Genomic DNA, 20458 nt, shown 5'->3' with positions numbered 1-20458 from the left:
CCGCTCAGACCACTACCGGCACGTCGTGATCCTGTTCTGCAGTCTCTGCGGCAGACTCTTCTTCCGGCAGGGTAAAGCCGGCCACCGACGAGCGCAGTTCAGACGCCATCTCGGCAAGGTTTCCGATCGACCTTGCGGTAGCGTTGGTACCCGACGAGGTCTGGGAGGTGATTTCCTGGATCACGTTCATCGTGTTGGAAATGTGTGCCGCCGACGACGACTGCTGGCGTGCAGCGTTCGAGATGTTCTGGATCAGTTCCGCCAGACTCATCGAAACGTTCTCGATTTCCTCCAGAGCGATACCGGCATCCTGGGCCAAGCGGGCACCACGGACCACCTCGGCGGTGGTGTGCTCCATCGAGATAACGGCTTCGTTGGTATCCGACTGGATGGTCTTGACCAGCGCTTCGATCTGTTTGGTCGCCGCAGAGGAGCGTTCCGCCAGCCGCTGGACTTCATCGGCAACTACCGCAAAGCCTCGTCCGGCATCACCGGCCATACTGGCCTGGATAGCGGCGTTCAGCGACAGAATGTTGGTCTGGTCGGCGATGTCGTTGATCAACGAGACGATGTCACCGATCTCCTGGGACGATTCACCCAGGCGTTTGATCCGTTTGGAGGTTTCCTGGATCTGCTCGCGAATGTTGTCCATGCCGCGAATGGTGTTCTGTACCACTTCCGCGCCTTTCTTGGCGATCGCAACCGAGCGCTCGGCAACCGCAGAGGATTCGGCGGCGTTGGACGATACCTGGTCGATCGACACGGCCATTTCGTTGACCGCCGCCGAGGCACCGGCAATTTCCTGCGCCTGGTGCTCGGAGGCGTCGGCCAGATGCATGGCCGTTGACTGGGTTTCCTGAGCGGCGGACGACACCCGGACCGCGGTCCCACGAATGGACTGTACCAGCCCGCGCATCTGGTCTATCGCGTAGTTGATGGAGTCGGCAATAGCACCGGTAAAATCTTCGGTTACAGTGGCTTCGGCGGTGAGGTCACCGTCGGCCAGGTCGGCCAGTTCGTCCAGCAGGCGCAGAATCGCGTTCTGGTTCTGCTCGTTCTGATCCTGGGTGGTTGCCAGGCGACCCTGGGCTTCGCGATAGGAGCTCACCCCGATCAGCACTACAATACTGACCATGGTGGCCAGCAGGATGAACGCCAGCGCCGGACTGATCAGGCGGGAGTCGGCCGCCTCCTGGTAACCGCTTACCAGCTCGGAAATGCCATCGAGCAGTACCTGGGAGTTCTGGAAAATGTCATTGGCTGCGGTGCGCACCCGGAAGAGGTCGGGAGAAGCTTCAAGGATGGCATCGACGTTTTCGGCAACGAATTCAAACAGTTCGGCAACCGCTTCCAGGCCGTAAATGGCGTCTGCGTTTTCCACCGCAGTAATGCCCATCGACAGGCTGCCGGATTGCTGACCCTGCAGAACGCGACCAAACAGGTTGGCGTCACGACCAAAGCGGTCGGCGGCAATGACCGCGCTCTGGTCACCGGACAGGATAGAGTCCACCGAGCGGGCAATACGCTCAGCCAGCAGTGCCTGGCGCTGGGCAAGGCGAACCTGAGCGGCCGGGGCGTCACTCACCAGCAGGGTCTCGACGATATCGTCGTACTCCACCTGCAGCTGCGGAATGGTTTCGTTCAGACGCTGGGCAACCTGTTGCAGATGCAGTACCGCGTCTCCGGAGGACAGAATGCGGTCCGCATTGGCACGCACCGTGGCCCAGTTCGTGTTGACCTCACTGTCGGCCGCGGCCGGGTTGGCCGGCAGTCCGGTTTGGGGGTTACCATCGACGATGTAGCTCCAGCGTTGCGCGAACTCGTCCCGCGACCGCCGTAACTGATCAAACGCGGCTTCGGTTCCACCGGCGGCCTCCGTCGCGTTCTTGGCAATTTCCTGAGAAAGAACTCTCAGTTCACTGGTGTGGGCGAGGAATTCCTGATCGCTATTGCTGTTCTTGTTGATTATGAACAAGACTGCAATGAGCAGCGCGGTTAGTGCAATCAGAGTGATGATCAGGCCGGCAACAAACGAGCTGCCTCCTTGGCCCGAACCGACTCTTCCGGATCTGTTTTTCATTTTCTGGCTCCCGGCCTCATCAATGGCAAGTGGGTTCTGCGGTGTTGGAATTAGGCGGTGATGTTCTTGCCACAGCCATCACCATTGGGCAACATCCAGAAAGCGCTCATCGCCGACCAACTCGACCGTTGAGAACACTTTCCAGACTTCCTTGTTACGCTCAAATCCTCCCTGCACGAAAGGCTGAACGCTTGCAGGGGTATCCTGTGGCGCAGCCACAAAGTTATCCGCTGCGAAATACTGCATGCCGGCAACACTGTCCACCACCAGGCCGCTGAAGATGTCACCCTGCTCAATCACCAGAACCCGTCGCTCTCTCGAGCTTCGGGCACTGCGAGGCAGATCAAAAAAGTGGGCGAGATCAATCAGGGGCAGCAGCCGGCCGCGGACGTTCGCGGCCCCTAGCAGGAACGGCCGTACACCCGGTACGCGGGTATACCGGGGTACATGGAGGATTTCGACGACTTCGCCCATGGAGGCGATGTAGCGCTGCCCGGCCAGAATAAAGCCGATGCCGTTCCAGAGTTCGGCGGCTTCCTCTTGCTCGGGGAGTCCGGCGGCCATGGTGCGGCTGCGCCGGGCGATATCCGTCAAAATGGCAAACGGGTCGGCCTGTGCGGACATGCGTACTCCGTCGCTGCTCAGCCGAGCAGGCTGTTGATGGTGTTGATCAGGTCATCCTCGTTAACCGGCTTGACCAGATACCCTTTGGCACCCTGGCGCGTGCCCCATACGCGATCCGTTTCCTGATCTTTGGTGGTGACGATGACCACCGGGATAGACGCGGTTTCCGGTGCGCGGGTCAACTGGCGGGTGGCCTGGAAACCGTTGAGGCCCGGCATCACCACGTCCATCAGGACCAGGTCAGGAGTCTCTGCACGGGCTTTGGCGACACCGTCGGCGCCGTTGTCGGCGGACAGCACTTCGTGGTTGTGCTTTTCGAGAATGGTGGAGATTTTTTTCACTTCGGTTGGCGAGTCGTCAACAATAAGAATGCGGGCCATGTTTTCCTCAATAATGCTGTGCAGTGGTTATGCCTTAACCCTCTTGGGGGACATACTGCCGAATAGTGTTTAGCAGCTCATCTTTGCTGAACGGCTTGGTCAGATACTGGTCCGACCCTACGATGCGGCCTTTGGCCTTATCGAACAACCCGTCCTTGCTCGAAAGCATGATTACGGGCGTTTTCCTGAACGAAGAGTTGTTCTTGATCAGCGCGCAGGTCTGGTAGCCGTCCAGACGGGGCATCATGATATCAACAAATATGATGTCCGGCCGGGAATCGGCAATTTTTGCCAGCGCATCAAAGCCGTCAGTCGCCGTAAAAACTTCGCAGCCGACCTTTTTCAACAGGGTCTCTGCGGTGCGACGGATCGTCTTGCTGTCGTCAATCACCATGATCTTCAGGTTTTCGAAGTTGTCATCCATTGTCCGACTGCCTTGAGCTTAGCGGGTATCGTGGTTGTAACACGGGGATTAAACACCTACGGTCAGAGTGTTCCATAAACCCCTCATAGTTATAGAGTATTGGTGCCAATAGAAACAGCACAACATTGTGACCAAATGTACCTGTGGTGATTGAGTCACGCTTGCAGCAACACAATCACCCGGTGCACTCAGAGATTGGGTACAATACCATCAGTGTCCGGAGCTTAACATCAATGTCACCGGTTCTCTGTTGACCGGTTCCGGTTTTTCACCTTTGTTTTCATTTTTTTAAGAGGCGTCATGACAGTTCGACTCGGAATCGTAATGGATCCCATTGAGGATATCAGCTTTTACAAAGACAGTTCGCTGGCCATGCTGTGGGCGGCGCAACGACGCGGCTGGCAGATTGAATACATGGAATTGCCGGATCTGTATCTTGACGGCGGGCAGGCGCGGGCGCGTACCCGCAGCCTGACGGTGCGCATGGATCCCGAGGACTGGTTCAGTTACGGAGCCGAACAGGATATCCGCCTGGCAGATCTGGATGTCATTTTGATGCGCCAGGATCCGCCGGTGGACCGTGAGTTCGTGATGGCCACCTATATACTGGAAGCAGCCGAGCGCGAGGGTACACTGGTGGTCAACCCGCCGGCGGCGCTGCGGGACTGCAATGAAAAGTTGTTTGCGACCCAATTTGACGATTTCACCCCGCCGCTGATCGTCACCCGCTCACCCCAGCGGTTGCGGGATTTTCATGCCGAGCATGGCGATGTGATCATGAAACCCGTGGACGGCATGGGCGGGGCGTCCATTTTTCGGGTGCGCGGCGACGACGGCAACCTCGGGGTCATCATCGAAACCCTGACCAATCATGGCGCCACGCAAACCATGGCGCAGAAATTCATTCCTGAGATTCGTGACGGGGATAAGCGAATCCTGATGATTGACGGCGAGCCGGTGCCTTATGCGCTGGCCCGGATTCCGGTCAAAGGCGAAAACCGCGGAAACCTGGCGGCAGGTGGTCGTGGGGAAGGGCGCGAACTCACTGCCCGCGATCGTGAAATCTGTGCCCGGGTGGCCCCTGCGCTCAAGGCCAAGGGATTGGTGTTTGTGGGACTGGACGTCATCGGAGACTACCTGACGGAGATTAACGTCACCAGTCCGACCTGCATCCGCGAGCTGGATTCGGCCTATGGCCTCGATATCTCGGCACAATTGCTGGACGCGATAGAGCAACGGCTCTGACGCGCAGGCCCACTTCAATCTACTACGGGACAGATGGCGGTAATGGCAGCTCAGGTCAGTGATTTTGATCGGTTTTCATTCACCCTGTTTGTGGCGCTGGCGCTGCACGCGGTCTTGGTGCTGGGAATTACCATTGCACCGGAATCGCCGCCGCGTTCGGCACAAACCATGGAAATCACCTTGGCGCAATTTGACGACGAGGTCGATCCGGAGGAGGCTGATTTTCTGGCGCAAACCAGCCAGCAGGGCAGCGGTACGGAGGAAGAACGGCAGGAGCTGGCCACGGCGCACACCGCGGTGTTCAATGACCCTGCGCCGCAGCCGGTGCAGCCGCTGGCACCGGCTCAAACCGCCGTCAGCGCACCCAGCCCGGCAGTCGTGACGACAGTGGCACCTGCCCGGCCAGCGGTGGCCGCCGAAGATGAGCGTTCCGTTGCCGAAGATCTGCCGGTGCGCAACAAGCAGAGCCTGATGGAGCGCAGCCTGGAAATCGCCAGCCTGGAGGCCCGCCTCGATGCCCAACTGCAGAGCTATGCGAAAAAACCCCGGGTGCTGCGGGTCACCGCCGCGTCGACCTTGCGGTCTGCGAACGCCTGGTATGTGCAGAACTGGGTCAGCAAGGTCACCCGGGTGGGAAATATGAATTACCCTGCGGAAGCCAGGCGGGCCGGTGTTTATGGCGCCCTGCGAATGCTGGTATCCTTGCGTAACGACGGCTCCATCAAGGAAATTGCGATCCTTGAATCGTCCGGCAGTTCGGTGCTGGACGACGCCGCCATACACATCGTGCGCATGGCTTCGCCCTTTGCGCCGTTTCCGGCAAACATGAAAGAGCAGACCGATGAGCTTGAGATCATTCGTACCTGGTCTTTCCAGCGTCAGGGGTTGAGTTCAGGATGACAGCTACCGACACCAGCACAGGCAGTCTGCGGGATCACTTTCTGATCGCTTCGCCCTACCTGGCCGATCCGCGATTTCACGGCACCGTGATTTATCTGTGTGAGCACTCCGCCGATGGCGCCCTGGGGCTGGTACTGAATCGGCCGCTGGACATACCTCTGGGCGAGATCCTCGAACAACTGGACCTGGCCGGTGGCGAACTCGACGAGCCGGTGATGGAGGGCGGCCCGGTGCAACCGCAGCGGGGGTTTGTGTTGCACAGCCCGGGTACCCGCTGGCAGCACAGTGTGAGCGTGAGCGAACAGGTCGCGCTGACCACCTCAAGAGACATCCTGGAGGCCATCGGTCAGGGGCAGGGCCCCGACAGTTATCTGGTCGCGCTGGGTTATTCTGGTTGGGGCGAAGGCCAGCTGGAAAGCGAGCTGGCCAGTAATTCCTGGCTGGTGTGCCGGGCCGATGCGGAGATCCTGTTCAGCACCGCCTGGCAAGATCGATACGCGGCGGTGCTGGATTTGATGGGCATTGATCTGGCCCAGTTGAGTGAGTCCATCGGTCATGCCTGAGCACACCCGTGCCCGCCGTGTGCTGGCGTTCGATTTCGGCACCCGGCGCATGGGGGTGGCGATCGGCCAGGAATTGCTTGGCAAAGCCCGTCCGCTGACCATGATCCCGGCCCGGGATGGGGTACCCGACTGGGAAACCATCCGGGCGCTGTTCGGGGAGTGGTGCCCGGATCACGTGCTGGTGGGGTTGCCGCTGAATATGGACGGCAGTGAAAACGACATGTGTGCCCGGGCGCGCAAATTTGGCAAGCGCCTGCACGGCCGGTTCCATGTGCCCGTGGATATGATGGACGAGCGGCTGACCAGTTTCGAAGCCAAAGGTGAGGTGCTGGCCGCAGGCGGTGAGGACGATTTTGGCCGTTACGGTGTCGATGATCTCGCAGCAGTGCTGATCCTGGAAGCCTGGTTTCGTCAACCCGACACCGCCCTTCGTCTTATGTGAGGACAACATGACCGCAATGCTTGATATTAACCGGTTGCTCGACGACCTGGAGGCCGGGCTGCGCGCGCGGCTTGAAGAACGCGCCATCACCGCGCCGGTGCTGATCGGTATACGGACCGGTGGGGTGTGGCTGGCAGACATACTCCACCGGCGGCTGGCACTGGCGGACCCCCTGGGTGAGCTGGACATCTCGTTTTACCGGGACGATTTCAGTCGCATCGGTCTGAACCCCAGAGTCACCCCTTCCCGGCTGCCCTTTGCCACCGAAGACCGGGATATCATACTGGTGGACGACGTCATCATGAGTGGCCGCACCATTCGCGCCGCCATGAACGAAATCTTTGATTACGGCCGCCCGGCCAGCATTACCCTGGTCACCCTGATTGATCTGGGCGCCCGCGAGCTGCCTGTCCAGCCGGACATCTGCGGGCGCACGCTCACGCTCGCCGCGCATCAGCGCGTCAAACTCCGGGGACCTGACCCATTGCACATTGAATTGCGGGATGCCCTATGACCCACGACCCATACTCCCACGCCCTGCAGCTGACGGCGGACGGTCAGCTCAGACATTTTCTGACGCTGGACGGTCTCGGCAAGGACCTGCTGACCGACATTCTGGATACCGCCGATTCCTTTATCGAAGTGGGTGAGCGCACCATCAAAAATGTACCCCTGCTGCGCGGCCGCACGGTGGTGAACCTGTTTTTCGAGTCCAGCACCCGCACCCGCAGTACCTTCGAGCTGGCCGCCAAGCGCCTGTCGGCGGATGTGCTCAATCTGGATATCAGCACCTCGGCGACCTCAAAAGGCGAATCCTTGTCGGACACGCTGCTGAATCTGGAGGCCATGGCCAGTGATATGTTTGTGGTCCGCCATTCGCAAAGTGGCGCCCCCCACTTTATTGCTGAGAGCGTGACCCCCGGGGTGGCCATCATCAACGCCGGTGATGGCCGGCATGCCCACCCCACCCAGGCGATGCTGGATATGCTCACCATCCGTCAGCGCAAACACAATTTTGAAGGCCTGAAAGTGGCCATCGTCGGCGACATCCTCCACTCCCGGGTGGCACGCTCGCAAATCCGCGCGCTGAATGCGCTGGGTGCCGCCGAAATCCGGGTCATTGCCCCGGCCACCCTGTTGCCCAGCGACATTGAGGCCCTCGGCTGTCGGGTGGAGTACAACATGGTGGAAGGTATGCGGGACCTGGATGTCGTGATCATGCTGCGTCTGCAGCGGGAGCGAATGGCGGGTGCGCTGCTGCCGAGCGAGCGCGAGTTTTACCGGCTGTACGGGCTGAGCCAGGACAAGCTGGCACTGGCCAACCCGGGGTGTCTGGTCATGCATCCGGGGCCGATCAACCGGGGTGTTGAAATTGAGTCTGCGGTCGCCGATGGTCCGCAGTCGGTCATCCTCAATCAGGTGACCAACGGAATTGCCGTGCGTATGGCGGTTATGTCAATGGCAATGAGCGGGCAGGTCGAAGAGCGCAGCCGGCTCAGGCAGGAAAGCGGAGCACTATGATGGCAACAGGGCACAACAGTCTTCGCATTGTCGGTGGGCGCTTGCTGGACGGGTTAGGGGGTGAGTATGCGACCACCTCCCTGCTGATTCGGGACGGACAGGTGGTTGCCGTCGGTGAGGACGCCGACCGGGCAGCCGCGGATCAGGTGATTGACGCAACCGGTTGTGTGGTAAGCCCCGGGTTTGTCGATCTCAACTGCAACCTGCGGGAACCCGGTAACGGCCAGAAAGGCAAAATCGCCACCGAGACCCGCGCAGCCGCGAAGGGCGGTTACACCCGGGTGTGCGCTTCGCCGGAAACTTCGCCGGTGAACGATTCCGGGGCGGTGACCCATCTGATTGTCGATAACGCCGCCCTGGACTCGCCGATTCAGGTCAGTCCGCTGGGGGCACTGACCCGTGGGCTGGAGGGCGAGCTCCTCAGTGATATGGCGGGGCTGGTGGCGGCGGGCTGTGCCGCCCTCAGTAACGGCAGTCGCCCGGTGGCCAACGCGCGGATTCTGCGGCGTTGCATGGCCTACGCGCAGACCTTCGGATTCACGTTGATGCTGACACCACTGAACCAGGCGCTGGCTGCTGACGGCTATGCCCATGAGGGCCGGGTGGCTACCCGGCTGGGGTTGCTGGGCATCCCGGAAGTTGCGGAAACCGCCGCGGTGATGGAAATGCTGTTGCTGGCGGAAGACACCGGCGTGCGCCTGCATCTGAGCCAGCTGTCCACTGCCCGCAGTGTGGCCATGGTTGCCGAGGCCCAGCGCCGCGGCGTAGCCGTGACCGCGGATGTGGCGATGCAACAGCTGGTGTTCACCGAGGAGGCGCTGGCCGGCTATGACAGTCGTTTTCACGTGCGTCCGCCCCTGCGCACCGAGGCGGATCGCCAGGCGTTGCTGGCGGGCGTGCGGGATGGGGTGATCACCGCCATTGTCAGTGCCCATCAGCCCCACGACTCAGCGGCCAAGCAGGCACCGGTGGGGGCTACTGAGCCGGGTCTGTCGACCATCGAGAGTGTACTCTCCCTTGGGCTCAAACTCGTGGAGGCGGCGGAGCTGACCTTGCCGCAACTGGTGGCGGGAATAACCACCGGGCCGGCCAGGGTGCTGGGCATCAGTAACGGATTGACGGCGGGTGCCGTGGCCGACGTCTGCGTATTTGACCCGGCGGCCCGCTGGAGCGCCGACGAAACCACGCTGCTGTCGTCCGGCAAGCACGCGCCCATCCTGCAGCAGCCTCTGCCGGGGGTGGTGCGTCACACCCTGTGCCGTGGGCAGGTGGTCTGGAGCGCAGACTGAGCGGACCGGGTTGCCGGTGCGGTGCGCCGGGTGATGGCTGCCAATGCAGCGAGAGCAACGGGCTCGCAGGTAACGAGCCCGGGTGCTTACCGGACCGCGTCCTTCAGCGCCTTGCCGGATTTGAACCCAACCGTGCGGCTGGCAGCGATCTGGATTTCCGCACCGGTTTGCGGGTTGCGCCCGGTGCGGGCGGCACGTTCACGGACGTTAAAGGTACCAAAGCCGGTCAGGCTGACCTGGTCGCCCCGGGCGGCGGCCGCCGACACCTGGTCGGTGAACGCGGTGATCACTTCATGGGCCTTGTCGCGGTTCAGGCCGGTTTGTTCCGCAATTGCCGCGGCAAGCTCGGGTTTGCGCATGGTGTACTCCTTGATTGTTGTTGGTGCGCTGACACGGTTGCCAGCACCTTGGTAGTGGATACCCTGCGACAGATTTGGCGATCCGCCGGGTATTGTCAAACCCGCCGGGACACAAAAACAAAAAAAGGGCACCCGAGGGTGCCTTTTTTATGGCCTGTGTCGCGCTATTACAGTTGCGGACCGGCGGCGACGATGGCCTCGGACACTTCAAACTTTTTGAAGTTGTCGACGAACTGAGCGATCAGTTCCCGGGCCTTGGCGTCGTATGCGTCGGTGCTGCTCCAAGTGTTACGCGGGTTCAGCAACTTGCTGTCCACGTCGGGCACACTGACGGGGACGTCCAGATTCAACGCCGGCAGGTGCTCGGTTTCCACATCTTTCAGGGCGCCGTTCTGAATGGCGCTGATGATGGCCCGGGTGGTGGGGATGCTGAAACGCTCACCAACACCGTGGGGGCCACCGGTCCAGCCGGTGTTTACCAGGTAAACGCGGCTGCCAAAAGCTTCCATCCGCTTCATCAGCAGTTCGGCGTAAACCCCCGCCGGACGTGGGAAGAAGGGGGCGCCAAAGCAGGTGGAAAAGGTGGACTTCAGTTGCGATGACGAACCCATTTCCGTGGAGCCGACCAGTGCCGTGTAACCGCTCAGGAAGTGATAAGCAGCGGCTTCTTTGCTGAGAATGGACACCGGCGGCAATACGCCAGTCATGTCGCAGGTCAGAAATACGATGGCGGTCGGCTCGCCCGCGCGGTTTTCCAGAACGCGCTTTTCAACGTGTTCGAGCGGGTAGGCGCAGCGGGAGTTTTCGGTCAGGGAGACGTCGGTGTAATCCGGCTCGCGGGTGTCCGGGTCAACAGTGACGTTCTCGACAATGGCGCCGAAACGAATGGCGTCCCAGATGATCGGTTCGTTCTTCTGGCTCAAATCGATGCACTTGGCGTAGCAGCCGCCTTCGATATTGAATACCGTGCCGGGGCCCCAGCCGTGCTCGTCGTCGCCGATCAGGTAACGCTCTGGATCTGCAGACAGGGTGGTCTTGCCGGTGCCGGACAGGCCAAAGAACAGGCAGGTCTCGCCGTCTTCGCCAACGTTGGCGGAGCAGTGCATGGGCAGCACGTCCTGGGCCGGCAGCAGGAAGTTCTGCACCGAGAACATGGCTTTTTTCATCTCGCCGGCGTAACGCATACCTGCCAGCAGCACCTTGCGCTGGGCAAAGTTGAGGATGACGCAGCCGTTGCTGTTGGTGCCGTCCCGCTCGGGCACGCACTCAAAAGTGGCGGCGTTAAGGATCTGCCATTCGGGCTTGTCGGCGGGGTTGTACGCGTCCGGGCGGATAAACAGGTTGCGGCCGAACAGGTTCTGCCAGGCGGTCTCGGTGGTCATGTGGACCGGCAGGTAGTGTTCGGGGTCTGCACCAACATGCACGTGGGAAACAAAGCGGTCCCGCTCGGCAACGTGGGCTTCAACCCGGCTCCACAGCGCGTCGAACTTGTCACTGTCGAACGGACGGTTGACGGGGCCCCACTGGATTTCCCCTGCAGTACCGGGTTCTTCAACAATGAAACGGTCCATGGGAGAACGACCCGTGCGCTCACCGGTCTTTACGACCAGTGAACCGTTTGCAGCCAGCTGGCCTTCGCGTTTTTCAAGTGCCAGCTCGACCAGTCGCGCTGAACTCAGATCAGTATATGTGTTGCTCACTTCGACCTCGCCCTCTGGGTGTCATCGTGATTGCTCCAGCCGCTGATACCACCACAGATCCCTAGGGTTTGCCGGCAGACAGTCGTTCTTGTGAGCAATCAAGTCAATTAAGGCGCGCAATTATGCCAGAGATCCGACAAAAAAACGACTGCCTGGGAAACCCCGGTTTTTTTGGCTTGCCGGGGGAAAGAGTCGGCTCCTCAATGCAGCGAGTGGCCGCTGAATAATTGGTCAATGTCGTTGCGCACAAACCGGTACTGCGCATGGCAGAACTGGCAGTCCATGTCGATTACCTCCTGCTCGGCAAGAATGGCGTAACACTCCTCCGCGCCGATGGACTCAAGCGCTGCCAGGGTGCGTTCGCGGGAGCAGGAGCAGTGGAACCGCACCGGTTCCGCGTCGAAGATGCGTACTTCTTCTTCGTGGAACAGACGATTGAGCAGGGTCTCACTGTCCAGGTTGAGCATTTCCTCGGCGGTGACCGTGGCGGCAAGATGATTGACTCGCTGCCAGATGTCGTTATCCGGATCGACCACGCCGGGCATACGTTGCAGCAACAACCCCGCACAGGTATTTTCATCGGCGAACAGCAGCAGCGCGGTGTCGATCTGCTCGGAGCGGGTGAAGTAGTCCTGCAGGCAGCCGGCCAGCGAATCGGATTCGCGGGGTACTACGCCTTGATAGCGCTGCCCCTGGGCGGGGGTAATGGTGATCACCATGTTGCCTTCCCCCAACAGGTTGTTGAGCCCGGATTGCGCGATGGCGGTGTCGTCGTAGCGCGCCAGTCCGCGGATCGCCCGCTCATGGGAGCATTCGGCCATCAGCGTCCGTAACGGCCCGGTACCCTGCGCCTGCAACGCTAACATGCCATTGAATTTGAGCGTACCACTCATCAGTACACTGGCGACCAGTGATTCCCCCAGCAGTTCACGCACCGAGGCGGGGTAGGGGGCCTGACCGGTGATCTGGTTATAACTGTCGCCGAGTTTGACCCAGGCGCCGCGGATCTGGCTGTGCTCAAATATGAAGCGTTGAAAGTGATCCTGGGACGCCATGGTCTAATCTCCTGAGTGGTTCTGCGAATATGGGGTTGGTCGGAATGCTCCCGATATGGGGGCACTTTGGCGAGTATCAAATATTGTTTTGCTCTTTGAAGCGCTGCAGGGTCCGGCGGTCTTTTTTGGACGGCCGGCGGGCCGGCGGTAGCTGCGAGGCCAGCAGGGTCTTTCGTTGCCAGGCCTGGTCTTCGCGACGGCGCACACTGTCGTCCGTTTCGCGGTACAGCAGGGATGCCTCCGGAGCGCCGCGGCGCTGGCCACTGATGCCGTCGATGATCACCTCACGTTCCTGCCACCCGGTGCGCAAGGTCACCCGGGCACCGGTTTCCACCACTTTTCCGGGTTTGCACCGCTGGTTGTTGTAGTGCACTTTACCGCCTTCTATGGCGGCTTTGGCCAGGCTGCGGGTTTTGTAAAAGCGCGCCGCCCACAACCACTTGTCCAGTCGAATCTTCGGGTCTTCCTGGGTGTTTGAGGTCATAGTTCCTACCCTGTCCGGTACACAGGTACAGTATAACGGTTTCAGTGGGTGACCGGCGCGGCCGGCCGTGCCAGGGCGCCGGCGGGAATTTCATCAAAATGCCGGATGGAGGGAATCACCGGGTGTGCGCTGACGGCCGGTTTTTTGCTGTCGGGGGCGGTGATCATCAGGCATTGGCCGATCCCGGCGCGTATGGCGCTTTCCAGCACCGGCAGGCTGTCGTCCACCATCAGCGTGCGGGCGGGGTCGTAGCGATGCCGGCCTTGCAGGCGCCGCCAGAATTCTCCGGCTTCCTTGGGGTAGCCGAGTTCGTGACTGGAAATAATGCTGTCCACGTGCCCTTCGAGCCCGGTCAGCGCCAGCTTCAGGGCGAGCGGGTCCGGGTGACAGTTGGTCACAATGATGCTGCGCAGGCCGGCACCGCGCACCGACTCCAGAAACGAGTGCACATGCGGCCGGTAGCCGATGCGATCGCTTACTTCAGCCTTCAGTGCGTTAACGTCGAGCGCCAGTTGCTCGCTCCAGTAATCGGTGCAATACCAGTTCAGCGAGCCTTTCTGGGCGTTGATCATCGCCATGAGTTTTTGCTTGGCGGCGTCGGGCGACAGCGCGTGCGTCTCTGCGTACCGTCTGGGAAGGTGCTCAAGCCAGAAATGGTTGTCGAAATGCAGGTCCAGCAGTGTTCCGTCCATATCTAGGAACACGGTATCAAGGGAGTGCCAGTGGATCATGGTATCAAACTGCCTGAGCGGGGTTTACTGGTGAAATATTGCACAGGCTGCACGAAATTGCCATAGCGCGCAACCCCGGATTTGTACCGGGAATGGCGCGCCGGACAGGGCGGGATCAGGTGTCGGTCTGGGCAACCACCTCGTCTTTGCGACCGGAGCGCTCACAACCGAGGCAGCGTACAAAGGTTGCTTTGGCGGGGCCGACCACCAGGGCTTGCCCGGCTTCCTCGGCATTGCCCCCCAGCAGAGAGAAAGGCAGCGACACCACGTAGAGCGCCGTACCGACAACGGTGGTGGCCAGCAAAATCGGGCGGGCAAACACGGCGTCGACGGCCATCGCACCGGCGGAGGGTGACTCATCAATTGCGCGGGCATGCCCGACCGAGGCAAACGCCAGCATACATATCGCCGCAGTCGTCGTAAGAATACGGGTGAGGTGAGCGGTCATGAAGAGTATCTCCTGATCTAAAAGCTTTTTATAAGGTCCGGGCCTTGGTTTGCATGGTATCTGCAAGCGTAACGCTAACTATGGATCATGTTCACATTTATTCAAACGTATTTTGCGGAATTTATGACGGCGTTAACGCTGGCAGCGGGTGCAATACACCGTGGTGCGCTGGTTCATTTGCACCTCTTTGAGCGTGCCGCCGCAGGTCAGACAGGGTTGGCCGCCGCGGCCGTACACCCGCAGGGATTGCGCGAAGTAGCCCGGTTTGCCGTCGCTGTTGACGAAGTCTTTCAAGGTGGTGCCGCCCTGTAGGATGGCGTTACCGAGGGTGTCCTTGATGTGACTGACCAGCCGGTTGCAGCGCGCCAGACTGATATTGCCCGCTGGCCGCTGCGGGTGAATGCCGGCCGCAAACAAGGCTTCATTGGCGTAGATGTTGCCGACCCCAACCACGATCTTGCCGTTCATGATGAACGTTTTGATCGCGACCTTGCGGTTACCGGCCTGGGCGTGCAGGTACGCCCCGTTAAATTCCGCTGACAGGGGTTCCGGCCCCAGGTCAGTGAGCAGCGGATGGGTGTCGCCGGCAGCCGCCCACAACCAGCAGCCAAACCGTCGCGGATCGTTGTAGCGCAGACGTACGCCGGTCGCCAGGGTCAGTTCGACGTGGTCGTGACGCTGCAGGGGGGCGTCATCGGTAATCACCCGCAGGCTGCCCGACATGCCCAGATGGATGATCAGGGTGCCCGTGGGGACGCGCAGCAACAGGTATTTGGCCCGTCGGGATACCGCCAGAATCTCCTGTTGCTCAAGGAGTGCGGCCAGATTCTCCGGTACCGGCCAACGCAATCTTCCGTTGAAGACCCGGACCGCAGCGACTGTTACATGTTTGCAAAACGGTTCAATACCCCGGAGGGTGGTTTCAACTTCGGGCAATTCGGGCAAAGCTATGCTCCCGTTCAAAGGGGTGGCTGTCAGAGTGTGCGCTACTGTGCAGTCGGGCCCGAATCCGCTTGTTCGGGCGTACAGCTGTACGCTAGAGTGTTGAAGTCAAAAAGCCAGGTCTGATAGCCGTCCTGGACGCTTTCTGTGGGGTATGGATGTATGTGGTACAACGGTCTCCTCGACCTCTCTGTGATGCAGCTTATCGCGGTAACGCTGGCGCTGACGCATGTCACCATCGTCAGTGTGACGCTCTATCTGCATCGTCACTCCGCCCATAATTCGCTGGATTTGCATCCGGCGCTGGCGCATTTTTTTCGCTTCTGGCTGTGGTTGACCACCGCCCAGAATACCAAAGAATGGACCGCAATCCACCGCAAGCATCACGCCAAGTGCGAAACCGAAGACGACCCCCACAGCCCGGTGGTCAAGGGCATCAGAAAAGTGCTCTTCGAAGGTGCCGAACTCTACGCCGAGGCGGCGACCGCCGAAACCCTGGAGCGCTATGGCCAGCGCACCCCGGAAGACTGGGTCGAGCGTCAGGTCTACAGTCGTTACCGGATGCTGGGTATTACCCTGATGGCAGCTGTGAATTTGCTGCTGTTCGGTGTCAATGGTATCTGGATCTGGGCTGTGCAGATGATGTGGATACCGGTCTGGGCAGCGGGTGTGGTGAACGGTATTGGGCATTACGTCGGCTACCGCAATTTCGAGTGTGCCGATAACGCCCGCAACATTTCCCCCATCGGTCTGCTGATCGGTGGTGAGGAACTGCACAACAACCATCACACCTACCCCAACTCGGCAAAGCTGTCGCGCCGCTGGTATGAAGTGGATATCGGTTGGGGGTATATACGGGTGTTTCAGCTGTTCGGGCTTGCCAAACCGAAAGGTTTCCGGCCGGTCGCCCATCGGGTGCCGGGCAAAAACGTGGTCGATGTGGAGACCGTACAGGCGATTGCCAACAATCGCTTCGACATCATGCGCCAGTATCGCAAGCAGGTCATGGAGCCGGCGATGCGTCAGCAGAAAGCCAAGCTGGAGGATGCCATCAGACCACGTTACCGTAAGCTGAAACGGATGCTGTCGCAGGAGACCAGCCTGATCAAGCCAAAAGATCAGGTGCACCTTGAGTTGCTGCTCGAGACCAATCCGGTGTTGTCCCAGTTGTATCAGAAGAGCCACGAATTGCAGGCATTGTGGCGCCGCCGCGGAGTCAAACCGCAGGAAAAGCTGCAGGCCCTGCTGGACTGGTGCCGTGATGCGGAGGCCAGCGGTATCCGCCATCTGGAGGAGTTCGCCGCTTACCTGAAGGCGTACTCATTGCGCCCGGCCTGAGCGGATCACAAACCACCCTCGCGGTGGTTTTTTTATGCCGGGAGGGCGTTCCGATACAGGCAGTAGGTCACCTGCCCGGCGGTTTTCTGGCGGTGCAGGTGCCAATGCGCCGGGGTCAGTGGCATCGCAAGCCCGCTTTCGTACTCGATATAAATCCAGCCGCCCGGTGCCAGCCAGCGGTGCGTGTCCACGAATGGCAGCAGGCGGTCAAGCAGACCCTGCCGGAACGGCGGGTCCATAAAAATAATATCGAACGCTTGCGATGCAGGGGCGCCCAGCAGGTGTTCCGCCGGCGCGGTGAGTACCTTGCCGCGCGTACACTTGAGTGCGCCCAGGTTGGCTTGCAGCGCGCGGGTCAGGTTGGTGTTATGGTCTACCAGCAGGGCCGTTTCAGCGCCGCGGGAAAGGGCCTCCAGACCGAGCGCGCCGCTGCCGGCGAACAGATCAAGGCAGTGACTGCCGGGCAGGTAGGGCGTGAGCCAGTTGAACAGGGTTTCGCGGGTACGCGCCGGGGTCGGGCGAACCCCACCGACCGCGGGAAAGCGAAGTTTGCGGCTGCGCCACTCCCCCCCAATGATGCGTAACTCGCCGCTTGCCGCCGTTGACGGGTTGGCGAGATGCCGGGTCGGTTTTTTTCGCGCCATAAGCTCGCTGCTCCCATGCAGGCTAAGGGTGTATTCAATGCGTTTGATGGCCGCACCTGGCAGCGCTGCGCCATGATAACGAAAAAAACGATTCGCGGAACCGCCCATGCTTGGACGCTGCCCTCGGTGGGGGCTAGAATGGGCGCCTTCTTTTATCCCGCCAATCCGAGACTGATGGAAAGATTATGACGGCAGAGTGGATTTTGACAGGTTTGTTGGTTCTTTTGATACTGGTTTTTGTGCTGGATGTCGCCGCCAGCCGCCGCCGTATTCCGCGGCCCAAACCCGTACCACAGAAACAACCCCAGCCGCAGCCCGGAGCTGCACCCATTGAGGCGGACACCGAAGAGCCAGAAGCTCCGGCGGCGGTAACCACCGAGCCGGAAATCGAACCGGTACCTGCGCCAGCACCTGTGCCCGCGCCCGAACCGGAGCCCGCGCCCGAACCGGAGCCAGAGCCAGAGCCAGAGCCAGAGCCAGAGCCAGAGCCGGCCCCGGTCAGTGTGTTCGAGCGTATTCGTGGGGGACTGGGGAAAACCCGCGCCAGCCTGACATCCGGCCTGGCGGACATGTTCGCGGTCAGCAAGAAAATCGATGAAGACCTGCTGGAAGAAATCGAAACCACCCTGCTGATGGCGGATGTCGGGGTAACCGCGACCACGGAGATTGTCGAGTCGCTGACCGACAAGCTGCAGCGCAACGAATTGAAGGACGGGGAGGCATTGCGGGCGGCGCTGCGGGCGGAACTGCAGGGTATCCTGGCGGAAGTCTCTCAGCCGCTGGAGGTGGTTGCCGACACCACACCCTACGTGATTTTGATGGTGGGCGTGAACGGGGTGGGGAAAACCACCACCATTGGCAAATTGACCGCCCAGTTCAAGCGGGAAGGCAAGAGTGTCATGCTGGCGGCAGGGGACACCTTCCGGGCTGCCGCGGTGGAGCAGTTGCAGGTGTGGGGAGAGCGGAACGACGTTCCGGTGATTGCCCAGCACACCGGGGCGGACAGCGCGTCGGTGATTTTCGACGCGGTGCAGGCGGCCAAGTCCAGAGGCATTGACGTGGTGATCGCCGATACCGCCGGGCGTCTGCAGAATAAAGACAACCTGATGAGCGAACTGGAAAAGGTGGTGCGGGTCGTTAAAAAACTGGATGCCGACGCACCCCACGAGGTGATGCTGGTTCTGGATGCCGGCACCGGCCAGAATGCGCTGAGCCAGGCCCAGGTCTTCCAGCAGGCGGTGGGCGTCAGTGGCATTACCCTGACCAAGCTCGATGGTACTGCCAAGGGCGGTATTGTGTTCGCCATTGCGCGCCAGCTGCAGTTGCCGATTCGCTACATCGGTGTGGGCGAGCAGGTCGATGACCTGCGGGCATTTGACGCGCAAACCTTTGTGGAAGCGTTGTTTGATGAGTAACACCCGGCAATGATTGAGTTTCAGCAGGTCACCAAACGCTACGACAGCGACCACACCGCACTGCGGCAGGTGAACTTCAGCCTGTCACGGGGCGAGCTAACGTTTCTGACCGGCCACTCGGGGGCGGGGAAAAGTACCCTGCTGAAACTGATCATGCTGATGGAACGGCCCACCGCGGGCAAAATCGTTATTGGCGGGCAGCTGCTGAACACCTTGCCGCGCCGTCAGATACCGTATCTGCGCCGGCATATCGGGGTGGTGTTTCAGAACCACCAACTGTTGTTTGATCGCACCGTGTTTGCCAACGTGGCCATGCCCCTCGAAGTGATGGGCACCCCGGCGCGGGACATCGGTCGCCGGGTGCGCGCCGCCCTCGACAAAGTTGGCTTGTTGAGCAAAGAAAAAATGAACCCCATGCAATTGTCCGGGGGGGAACAGCAGCGGGTGGGCATCGCCCGCGCGGTGGTCAACAAGCCGCCGGTGCTGCTGGCCGATGAGCCCACCGGTAACCTGGACCCGGACTTGTCCGCGGACATCATGCGCCTGTTTGAACAGTTCAGTCAGGTGGGGGTAACCGTGCTGATTGCCAGTCACGATATATCGTTGATCAACGCCATGGGCCGTCGAACCCTCACCCTTGAGCAGGGGCGCCTGGTCGCAGGAGCCGCCCATGGCCACTGACCCCCTTCTCCGGCGACCAAAACCCGCCCGGGCGGTGGGCCGAAAAGCGCCCCTGCTGCCGGAAGCGGCGGGCATTTATCTGGCGCACCACCGCCAGGTGGCGAAAGACAGTGCACAGCGGCTGTGGCGGGCGCCCCTGGCCAGTCTGATGACCTGGTTGGTCATGGGGGTGGCGCTGGCGTTGCCGGTGGGTTTGTTGCTGGTGCTCTCCAGCGTGCAGGGGGTCAGCGCCGGCTGGGACAGCAGCGCGCGCATCACCGTGTACCTGGCCGACCAGGTGACTCTGGAGCAGGCCCGGAGGCTGCGGGCGGATGTGGCAGCGCGGGCCAACATCCAGGAGGTGGTGCTGGTGGACCGGGACACTGCGTTGCAGGAATTTCGTACCGGGTCCGGTCTGGACGAGGCACTGGCTTATCTGGATGAGAATCCCCTGCCACACAGTTTGCTGGTGACCCCGGATGAGTCGGCGCGCACCGCCGCCGCCGTCGAGTTGCTTGCTGACAGTCTTGGGGCCATGGGCGAGGCGGCCCGGGTGCAGATTGATCTTGACTGGCTGCAGCGGCTCAGCGCCATCACCCGGTTATTGGAACGGGTGGTGTGGGTATTGGCACTTTTGCTCGGTGGCGCTGTCATTCTGGTGATAGGGAATACCATCCGGCTGGCCATTGAAAACCGGCGGGATGAAATTCTGGTCGCCAAGCTGGTGGGGGGCACCGACGGGTTTGTGCGCCGCCCCTTCCTGTATACCGGTCTCTGGTACGGCCTGGGCGGCGGACTGGTGGCCTTGCTGCTGCTGGGGCTGGCGTTGTGGTGGCTCAGCGGGCCGGTGGAGCGGCTGGCGGATTTGTATCGCAGTCAGTTCGAATTGAGCGGGTTGGGGCTTGAGGGGGTGCTGGCGCTGCTTGGTTGCGCCATGTTGCTCGGTTGGCTGGGGGCCTGGCTCGCCGTCAAACGGCATCTGGACGCCATAGAGCCGGGGGTCCCGGCCGGCAGTGGCTGACGCACGGTGCCGGAAAGACCGTATTGTCGGATGGCGGCTGCAGCGGTAGTATCCACCTGTTGGATTTGGATCGCGACGCGCAGGTGTTGTGAGTCGTAGGTGTGTAACTTGTTGATTTTAATAGTTTAGTGAGGTTATGACGTACCCATTCACGCTAGGCGGTTGGAAAAATAGCTGCTATATTTGCAAGCTC

23 protein-coding genes are annotated in these 20458 nt (G+C 60.8%); 11 read left to right on the top strand and 12 right to left on the bottom strand.

Annotated features, from left to right (window positions below; translation table 11 throughout):
- Nucleotides 1–4 precede the first annotated feature (4 nt).
- The 4 genes from BG841_RS04910 to pilG all read right to left on the bottom strand — a co-directional run bounded on the left by BG841_RS04910 (nt 5) and on the right by pilG (nt 3508).
- The gene (locus tag BG841_RS04910) at nt 5–2080 is read right to left on the bottom strand and encodes a methyl-accepting chemotaxis protein (protein WP_070056631.1); all 2076 of its coding nucleotides are present in this window, start codon (nt 2078–2080) and stop codon (nt 5–7) included.
- A 78-nt stretch (nt 2081–2158) separates the two neighbouring features.
- Nucleotides 2159–2704 carry a chemotaxis protein CheW gene (locus BG841_RS04905; RefSeq protein WP_070056630.1) on the bottom strand — a complete coding sequence of 182 codons (546 nt, stop codon included), beginning with the start codon at nt 2702–2704 and terminating at the stop codon, nt 2159–2161.
- A gap of 17 nt (nt 2705–2721) precedes the next feature.
- Nucleotides 2722–3084: a twitching motility response regulator PilH gene (gene pilH / locus BG841_RS04900; protein ID WP_070056629.1), complete on the bottom strand. Its 363-nt coding sequence runs from the start codon at nt 3082–3084 to the stop codon at nt 2722–2724.
- A gap of 34 nt (nt 3085–3118) precedes the next feature.
- Nucleotides 3119–3508, bottom strand: coding sequence for a twitching motility response regulator PilG (pilG, locus tag BG841_RS04895; RefSeq protein ID WP_070056628.1), 390 nt, complete (start codon nt 3506–3508; stop codon nt 3119–3121).
- 300 nt (nt 3509–3808) lie between these two features.
- On the opposite strand from pilG, the gene gshB reads away from it, so the two are divergent.
- From gshB to BG841_RS04860, 7 genes are read left to right on the top strand one after another with little or no spacing between them, the layout of a single operon-like run.
- Nucleotides 3809–4753, top strand: coding sequence for a glutathione synthase (gshB, locus tag BG841_RS04890; protein ID WP_074454285.1), 945 nt, complete (start codon nt 3809–3811; stop codon nt 4751–4753).
- A 42-nt stretch (nt 4754–4795) separates the two neighbouring features.
- Nucleotides 4796–5653: an energy transducer TonB gene (locus tag BG841_RS04885; RefSeq protein ID WP_070056626.1), complete on the top strand. Its 858-nt coding sequence runs from the start codon at nt 4796–4798 to the stop codon at nt 5651–5653.
- A complete protein-coding gene (locus BG841_RS04880) occupies nt 5650–6216 on the top strand; it encodes a YqgE/AlgH family protein (protein WP_070056625.1) in 567 nt (188 codons plus the stop codon). The genes BG841_RS04885 and BG841_RS04880 overlap by 4 nt, the downstream gene beginning before the upstream one ends.
- Nucleotides 6209–6658 carry a Holliday junction resolvase RuvX gene (ruvX, locus tag BG841_RS04875; protein ID WP_070056624.1) on the top strand — a complete coding sequence of 150 codons (450 nt, stop codon included), beginning with the start codon at nt 6209–6211 and terminating at the stop codon, nt 6656–6658. Before BG841_RS04880 ends, ruvX begins: the two co-directional genes overlap by 8 nt.
- A gap of 7 nt (nt 6659–6665) precedes the next feature.
- Nucleotides 6666–7172 (top strand): bifunctional pyr operon transcriptional regulator/uracil phosphoribosyltransferase PyrR, encoded by a 507-nt coding sequence (gene pyrR / locus BG841_RS04870; protein ID WP_070056623.1) that lies wholly within the window; start codon nt 6666–6668, stop codon nt 7170–7172.
- Nucleotides 7169–8179, top strand: coding sequence for an aspartate carbamoyltransferase catalytic subunit (locus BG841_RS04865; protein WP_070056622.1), 1011 nt, complete (start codon nt 7169–7171; stop codon nt 8177–8179). Before pyrR ends, BG841_RS04865 begins: the two co-directional genes overlap by 4 nt.
- Nucleotides 8176–9468 carry a dihydroorotase gene (locus BG841_RS04860; protein ID WP_070056621.1) on the top strand — a complete coding sequence of 431 codons (1293 nt, stop codon included), beginning with the start codon at nt 8176–8178 and terminating at the stop codon, nt 9466–9468. The genes BG841_RS04865 and BG841_RS04860 overlap by 4 nt, the downstream gene beginning before the upstream one ends.
- Before the next feature lie 86 nt (nt 9469–9554).
- On the opposite strand, the gene BG841_RS04855 is transcribed toward BG841_RS04860, so the two are convergent.
- The 7 genes from BG841_RS04855 to mutM all read right to left on the bottom strand — a co-directional run bounded on the left by BG841_RS04855 (nt 9555) and on the right by mutM (nt 15190).
- Complete coding sequence (locus BG841_RS04855) at nt 9555–9887, bottom strand: HU family DNA-binding protein (protein ID WP_265733891.1); 333 nt, start codon at nt 9885–9887, stop codon at nt 9555–9557.
- Nucleotides 9888–9994: 107 nt separating this feature from the next.
- Nucleotides 9995–11527 carry a phosphoenolpyruvate carboxykinase gene (locus BG841_RS04850; RefSeq protein ID WP_070056619.1) on the bottom strand — a complete coding sequence of 511 codons (1533 nt, stop codon included), beginning with the start codon at nt 11525–11527 and terminating at the stop codon, nt 9995–9997.
- Nucleotides 11528–11727: 200 nt separating this feature from the next.
- Nucleotides 11728–12582, bottom strand: a complete 855-nt coding sequence (hslO, locus tag BG841_RS04845; RefSeq protein ID WP_070056618.1) for an Hsp33 family molecular chaperone HslO — start codon at nt 12580–12582, stop codon at nt 11728–11730.
- 76 nt (nt 12583–12658) lie between these two features.
- The gene (hslR, locus tag BG841_RS04840; protein ID WP_070056617.1) at nt 12659–13066 is read right to left on the bottom strand and encodes a ribosome-associated heat shock protein Hsp15; all 408 of its coding nucleotides are present in this window, start codon (nt 13064–13066) and stop codon (nt 12659–12661) included.
- A gap of 41 nt (nt 13067–13107) precedes the next feature.
- A complete protein-coding gene (gene yrfG / locus BG841_RS04835) occupies nt 13108–13797 on the bottom strand; it encodes a GMP/IMP nucleotidase (RefSeq protein ID WP_070056616.1) in 690 nt (229 codons plus the stop codon).
- A gap of 115 nt (nt 13798–13912) precedes the next feature.
- Nucleotides 13913–14245, bottom strand: a complete 333-nt coding sequence (locus tag BG841_RS04830) for a hypothetical protein (protein ID WP_070056615.1) — start codon at nt 14243–14245, stop codon at nt 13913–13915.
- Nucleotides 14246–14377: 132 nt separating this feature from the next.
- Complete coding sequence (mutM, locus tag BG841_RS04825; RefSeq protein ID WP_070056614.1) at nt 14378–15190, bottom strand: bifunctional DNA-formamidopyrimidine glycosylase/DNA-(apurinic or apyrimidinic site) lyase; 813 nt, start codon at nt 15188–15190, stop codon at nt 14378–14380.
- A 159-nt stretch (nt 15191–15349) separates the two neighbouring features.
- On the opposite strand from mutM, the gene BG841_RS04820 reads away from it, so the two are divergent.
- Nucleotides 15350–16525: a fatty acid desaturase gene (locus BG841_RS04820; RefSeq protein ID WP_070056613.1), complete on the top strand. Its 1176-nt coding sequence runs from the start codon at nt 15350–15352 to the stop codon at nt 16523–16525.
- A gap of 32 nt (nt 16526–16557) precedes the next feature.
- Here the strand turns inward: BG841_RS04820 and rsmD are convergent, their stop codons facing one another.
- On the bottom strand, nt 16558–17169 hold the full coding sequence (gene rsmD, locus BG841_RS04815; protein WP_070058691.1) for a 16S rRNA (guanine(966)-N(2))-methyltransferase RsmD: 612 nt from the start codon (nt 17167–17169) through the stop codon (nt 16558–16560).
- A gap of 185 nt (nt 17170–17354) precedes the next feature.
- On the opposite strand from rsmD, the gene ftsY reads away from it, so the two are divergent.
- From ftsY to ftsX, 3 genes are read left to right on the top strand one after another with little or no spacing between them, the layout of a single operon-like run.
- The gene (ftsY, locus tag BG841_RS04810; RefSeq protein WP_070056612.1) at nt 17355–18584 is read left to right on the top strand and encodes a signal recognition particle-docking protein FtsY; all 1230 of its coding nucleotides are present in this window, start codon (nt 17355–17357) and stop codon (nt 18582–18584) included.
- Nucleotides 18585–18593: 9 nt separating this feature from the next.
- Nucleotides 18594–19265, top strand: coding sequence for a cell division ATP-binding protein FtsE (gene ftsE, locus BG841_RS04805; RefSeq protein WP_070056611.1), 672 nt, complete (start codon nt 18594–18596; stop codon nt 19263–19265).
- Complete coding sequence (ftsX, locus tag BG841_RS04800; protein WP_070056610.1) at nt 19255–20265, top strand: permease-like cell division protein FtsX; 1011 nt, start codon at nt 19255–19257, stop codon at nt 20263–20265. The genes ftsE and ftsX overlap by 11 nt, the downstream gene beginning before the upstream one ends.
- Nucleotides 20266–20458 lie beyond the last annotated feature (193 nt).

It is taken from the genome of Marinobacter sp. X15-166B, from assembly GCF_001752365.1.
In the GTDB taxonomy this organism is placed as follows: Bacteria; Pseudomonadota; Gammaproteobacteria; order Pseudomonadales; family Oleiphilaceae; genus Marinobacter.
The sequence above is the reverse complement of the archived record's forward strand: the minus strand, read 5'-3'. Positions and strand labels throughout refer to the sequence as shown.

Excerpts from the sequence above, each read along its gene's own strand:
- BG841_RS04910 (WP_070056631.1), bottom strand. The coding sequence starts at position 2,080 with ATGAAAAACAGATCCGGAAGAGTCGGTTCGGGCCAAGGAGGCAGCTCG.
- BG841_RS04830 (WP_070056615.1), bottom strand. The coding sequence starts at position 14,245 with ATGACCGCTCACCTCACCCGTATTCTTACGACGACTGCGGCGATATGT.
- BG841_RS04820 (WP_070056613.1), top strand. The coding sequence starts at position 15,350 with ATGTGGTACAACGGTCTCCTCGACCTCTCTGTGATGCAGCTTATCGCG.
- pilH (WP_070056629.1), bottom strand. The coding sequence starts at position 3,084 with ATGGCCCGCATTCTTATTGTTGACGACTCGCCAACCGAAGTGAAAAAA.
- BG841_RS04880 (WP_070056625.1), top strand. The coding sequence starts at position 5,650 with ATGACAGCTACCGACACCAGCACAGGCAGTCTGCGGGATCACTTTCTG.
- BG841_RS04860 (WP_070056621.1), top strand. The coding sequence starts at position 8,176 with ATGATGGCAACAGGGCACAACAGTCTTCGCATTGTCGGTGGGCGCTTG.
- hslO (WP_070056618.1), bottom strand. The coding sequence starts at position 12,582 with ATGGCGTCCCAGGATCACTTTCAACGCTTCATATTTGAGCACAGCCAG.
- ftsY (WP_070056612.1), top strand. The coding sequence starts at position 17,355 with ATGACGGCAGAGTGGATTTTGACAGGTTTGTTGGTTCTTTTGATACTG.
- yrfG (WP_070056616.1), bottom strand. The coding sequence starts at position 13,797 with ATGATCCACTGGCACTCCCTTGATACCGTGTTCCTAGATATGGACGGA.
- gshB (WP_074454285.1), top strand. The coding sequence starts at position 3,809 with ATGACAGTTCGACTCGGAATCGTAATGGATCCCATTGAGGATATCAGC.
- BG841_RS04865 (WP_070056622.1), top strand. The coding sequence starts at position 7,169 with ATGACCCACGACCCATACTCCCACGCCCTGCAGCTGACGGCGGACGGT.
- BG841_RS04905 (WP_070056630.1), bottom strand. The coding sequence starts at position 2,704 with ATGTCCGCACAGGCCGACCCGTTTGCCATTTTGACGGATATCGCCCGG.
- hslR (WP_070056617.1), bottom strand. The coding sequence starts at position 13,066 with ATGACCTCAAACACCCAGGAAGACCCGAAGATTCGACTGGACAAGTGG.
- rsmD (WP_070058691.1), bottom strand. The coding sequence starts at position 17,169 with ATGGCGCGAAAAAAACCGACCCGGCATCTCGCCAACCCGTCAACGGCG.
- ftsX (WP_070056610.1), top strand. The coding sequence starts at position 19,255 with ATGGCCACTGACCCCCTTCTCCGGCGACCAAAACCCGCCCGGGCGGTG.
- BG841_RS04885 (WP_070056626.1), top strand. The coding sequence starts at position 4,796 with ATGGCAGCTCAGGTCAGTGATTTTGATCGGTTTTCATTCACCCTGTTT.
- ruvX (WP_070056624.1), top strand. The coding sequence starts at position 6,209 with ATGCCTGAGCACACCCGTGCCCGCCGTGTGCTGGCGTTCGATTTCGGC.
- ftsE (WP_070056611.1), top strand. The coding sequence starts at position 18,594 with ATGATTGAGTTTCAGCAGGTCACCAAACGCTACGACAGCGACCACACC.
- pilG (WP_070056628.1), bottom strand. The coding sequence starts at position 3,508 with ATGGATGACAACTTCGAAAACCTGAAGATCATGGTGATTGACGACAGC.
- pyrR (WP_070056623.1), top strand. The coding sequence starts at position 6,666 with ATGACCGCAATGCTTGATATTAACCGGTTGCTCGACGACCTGGAGGCC.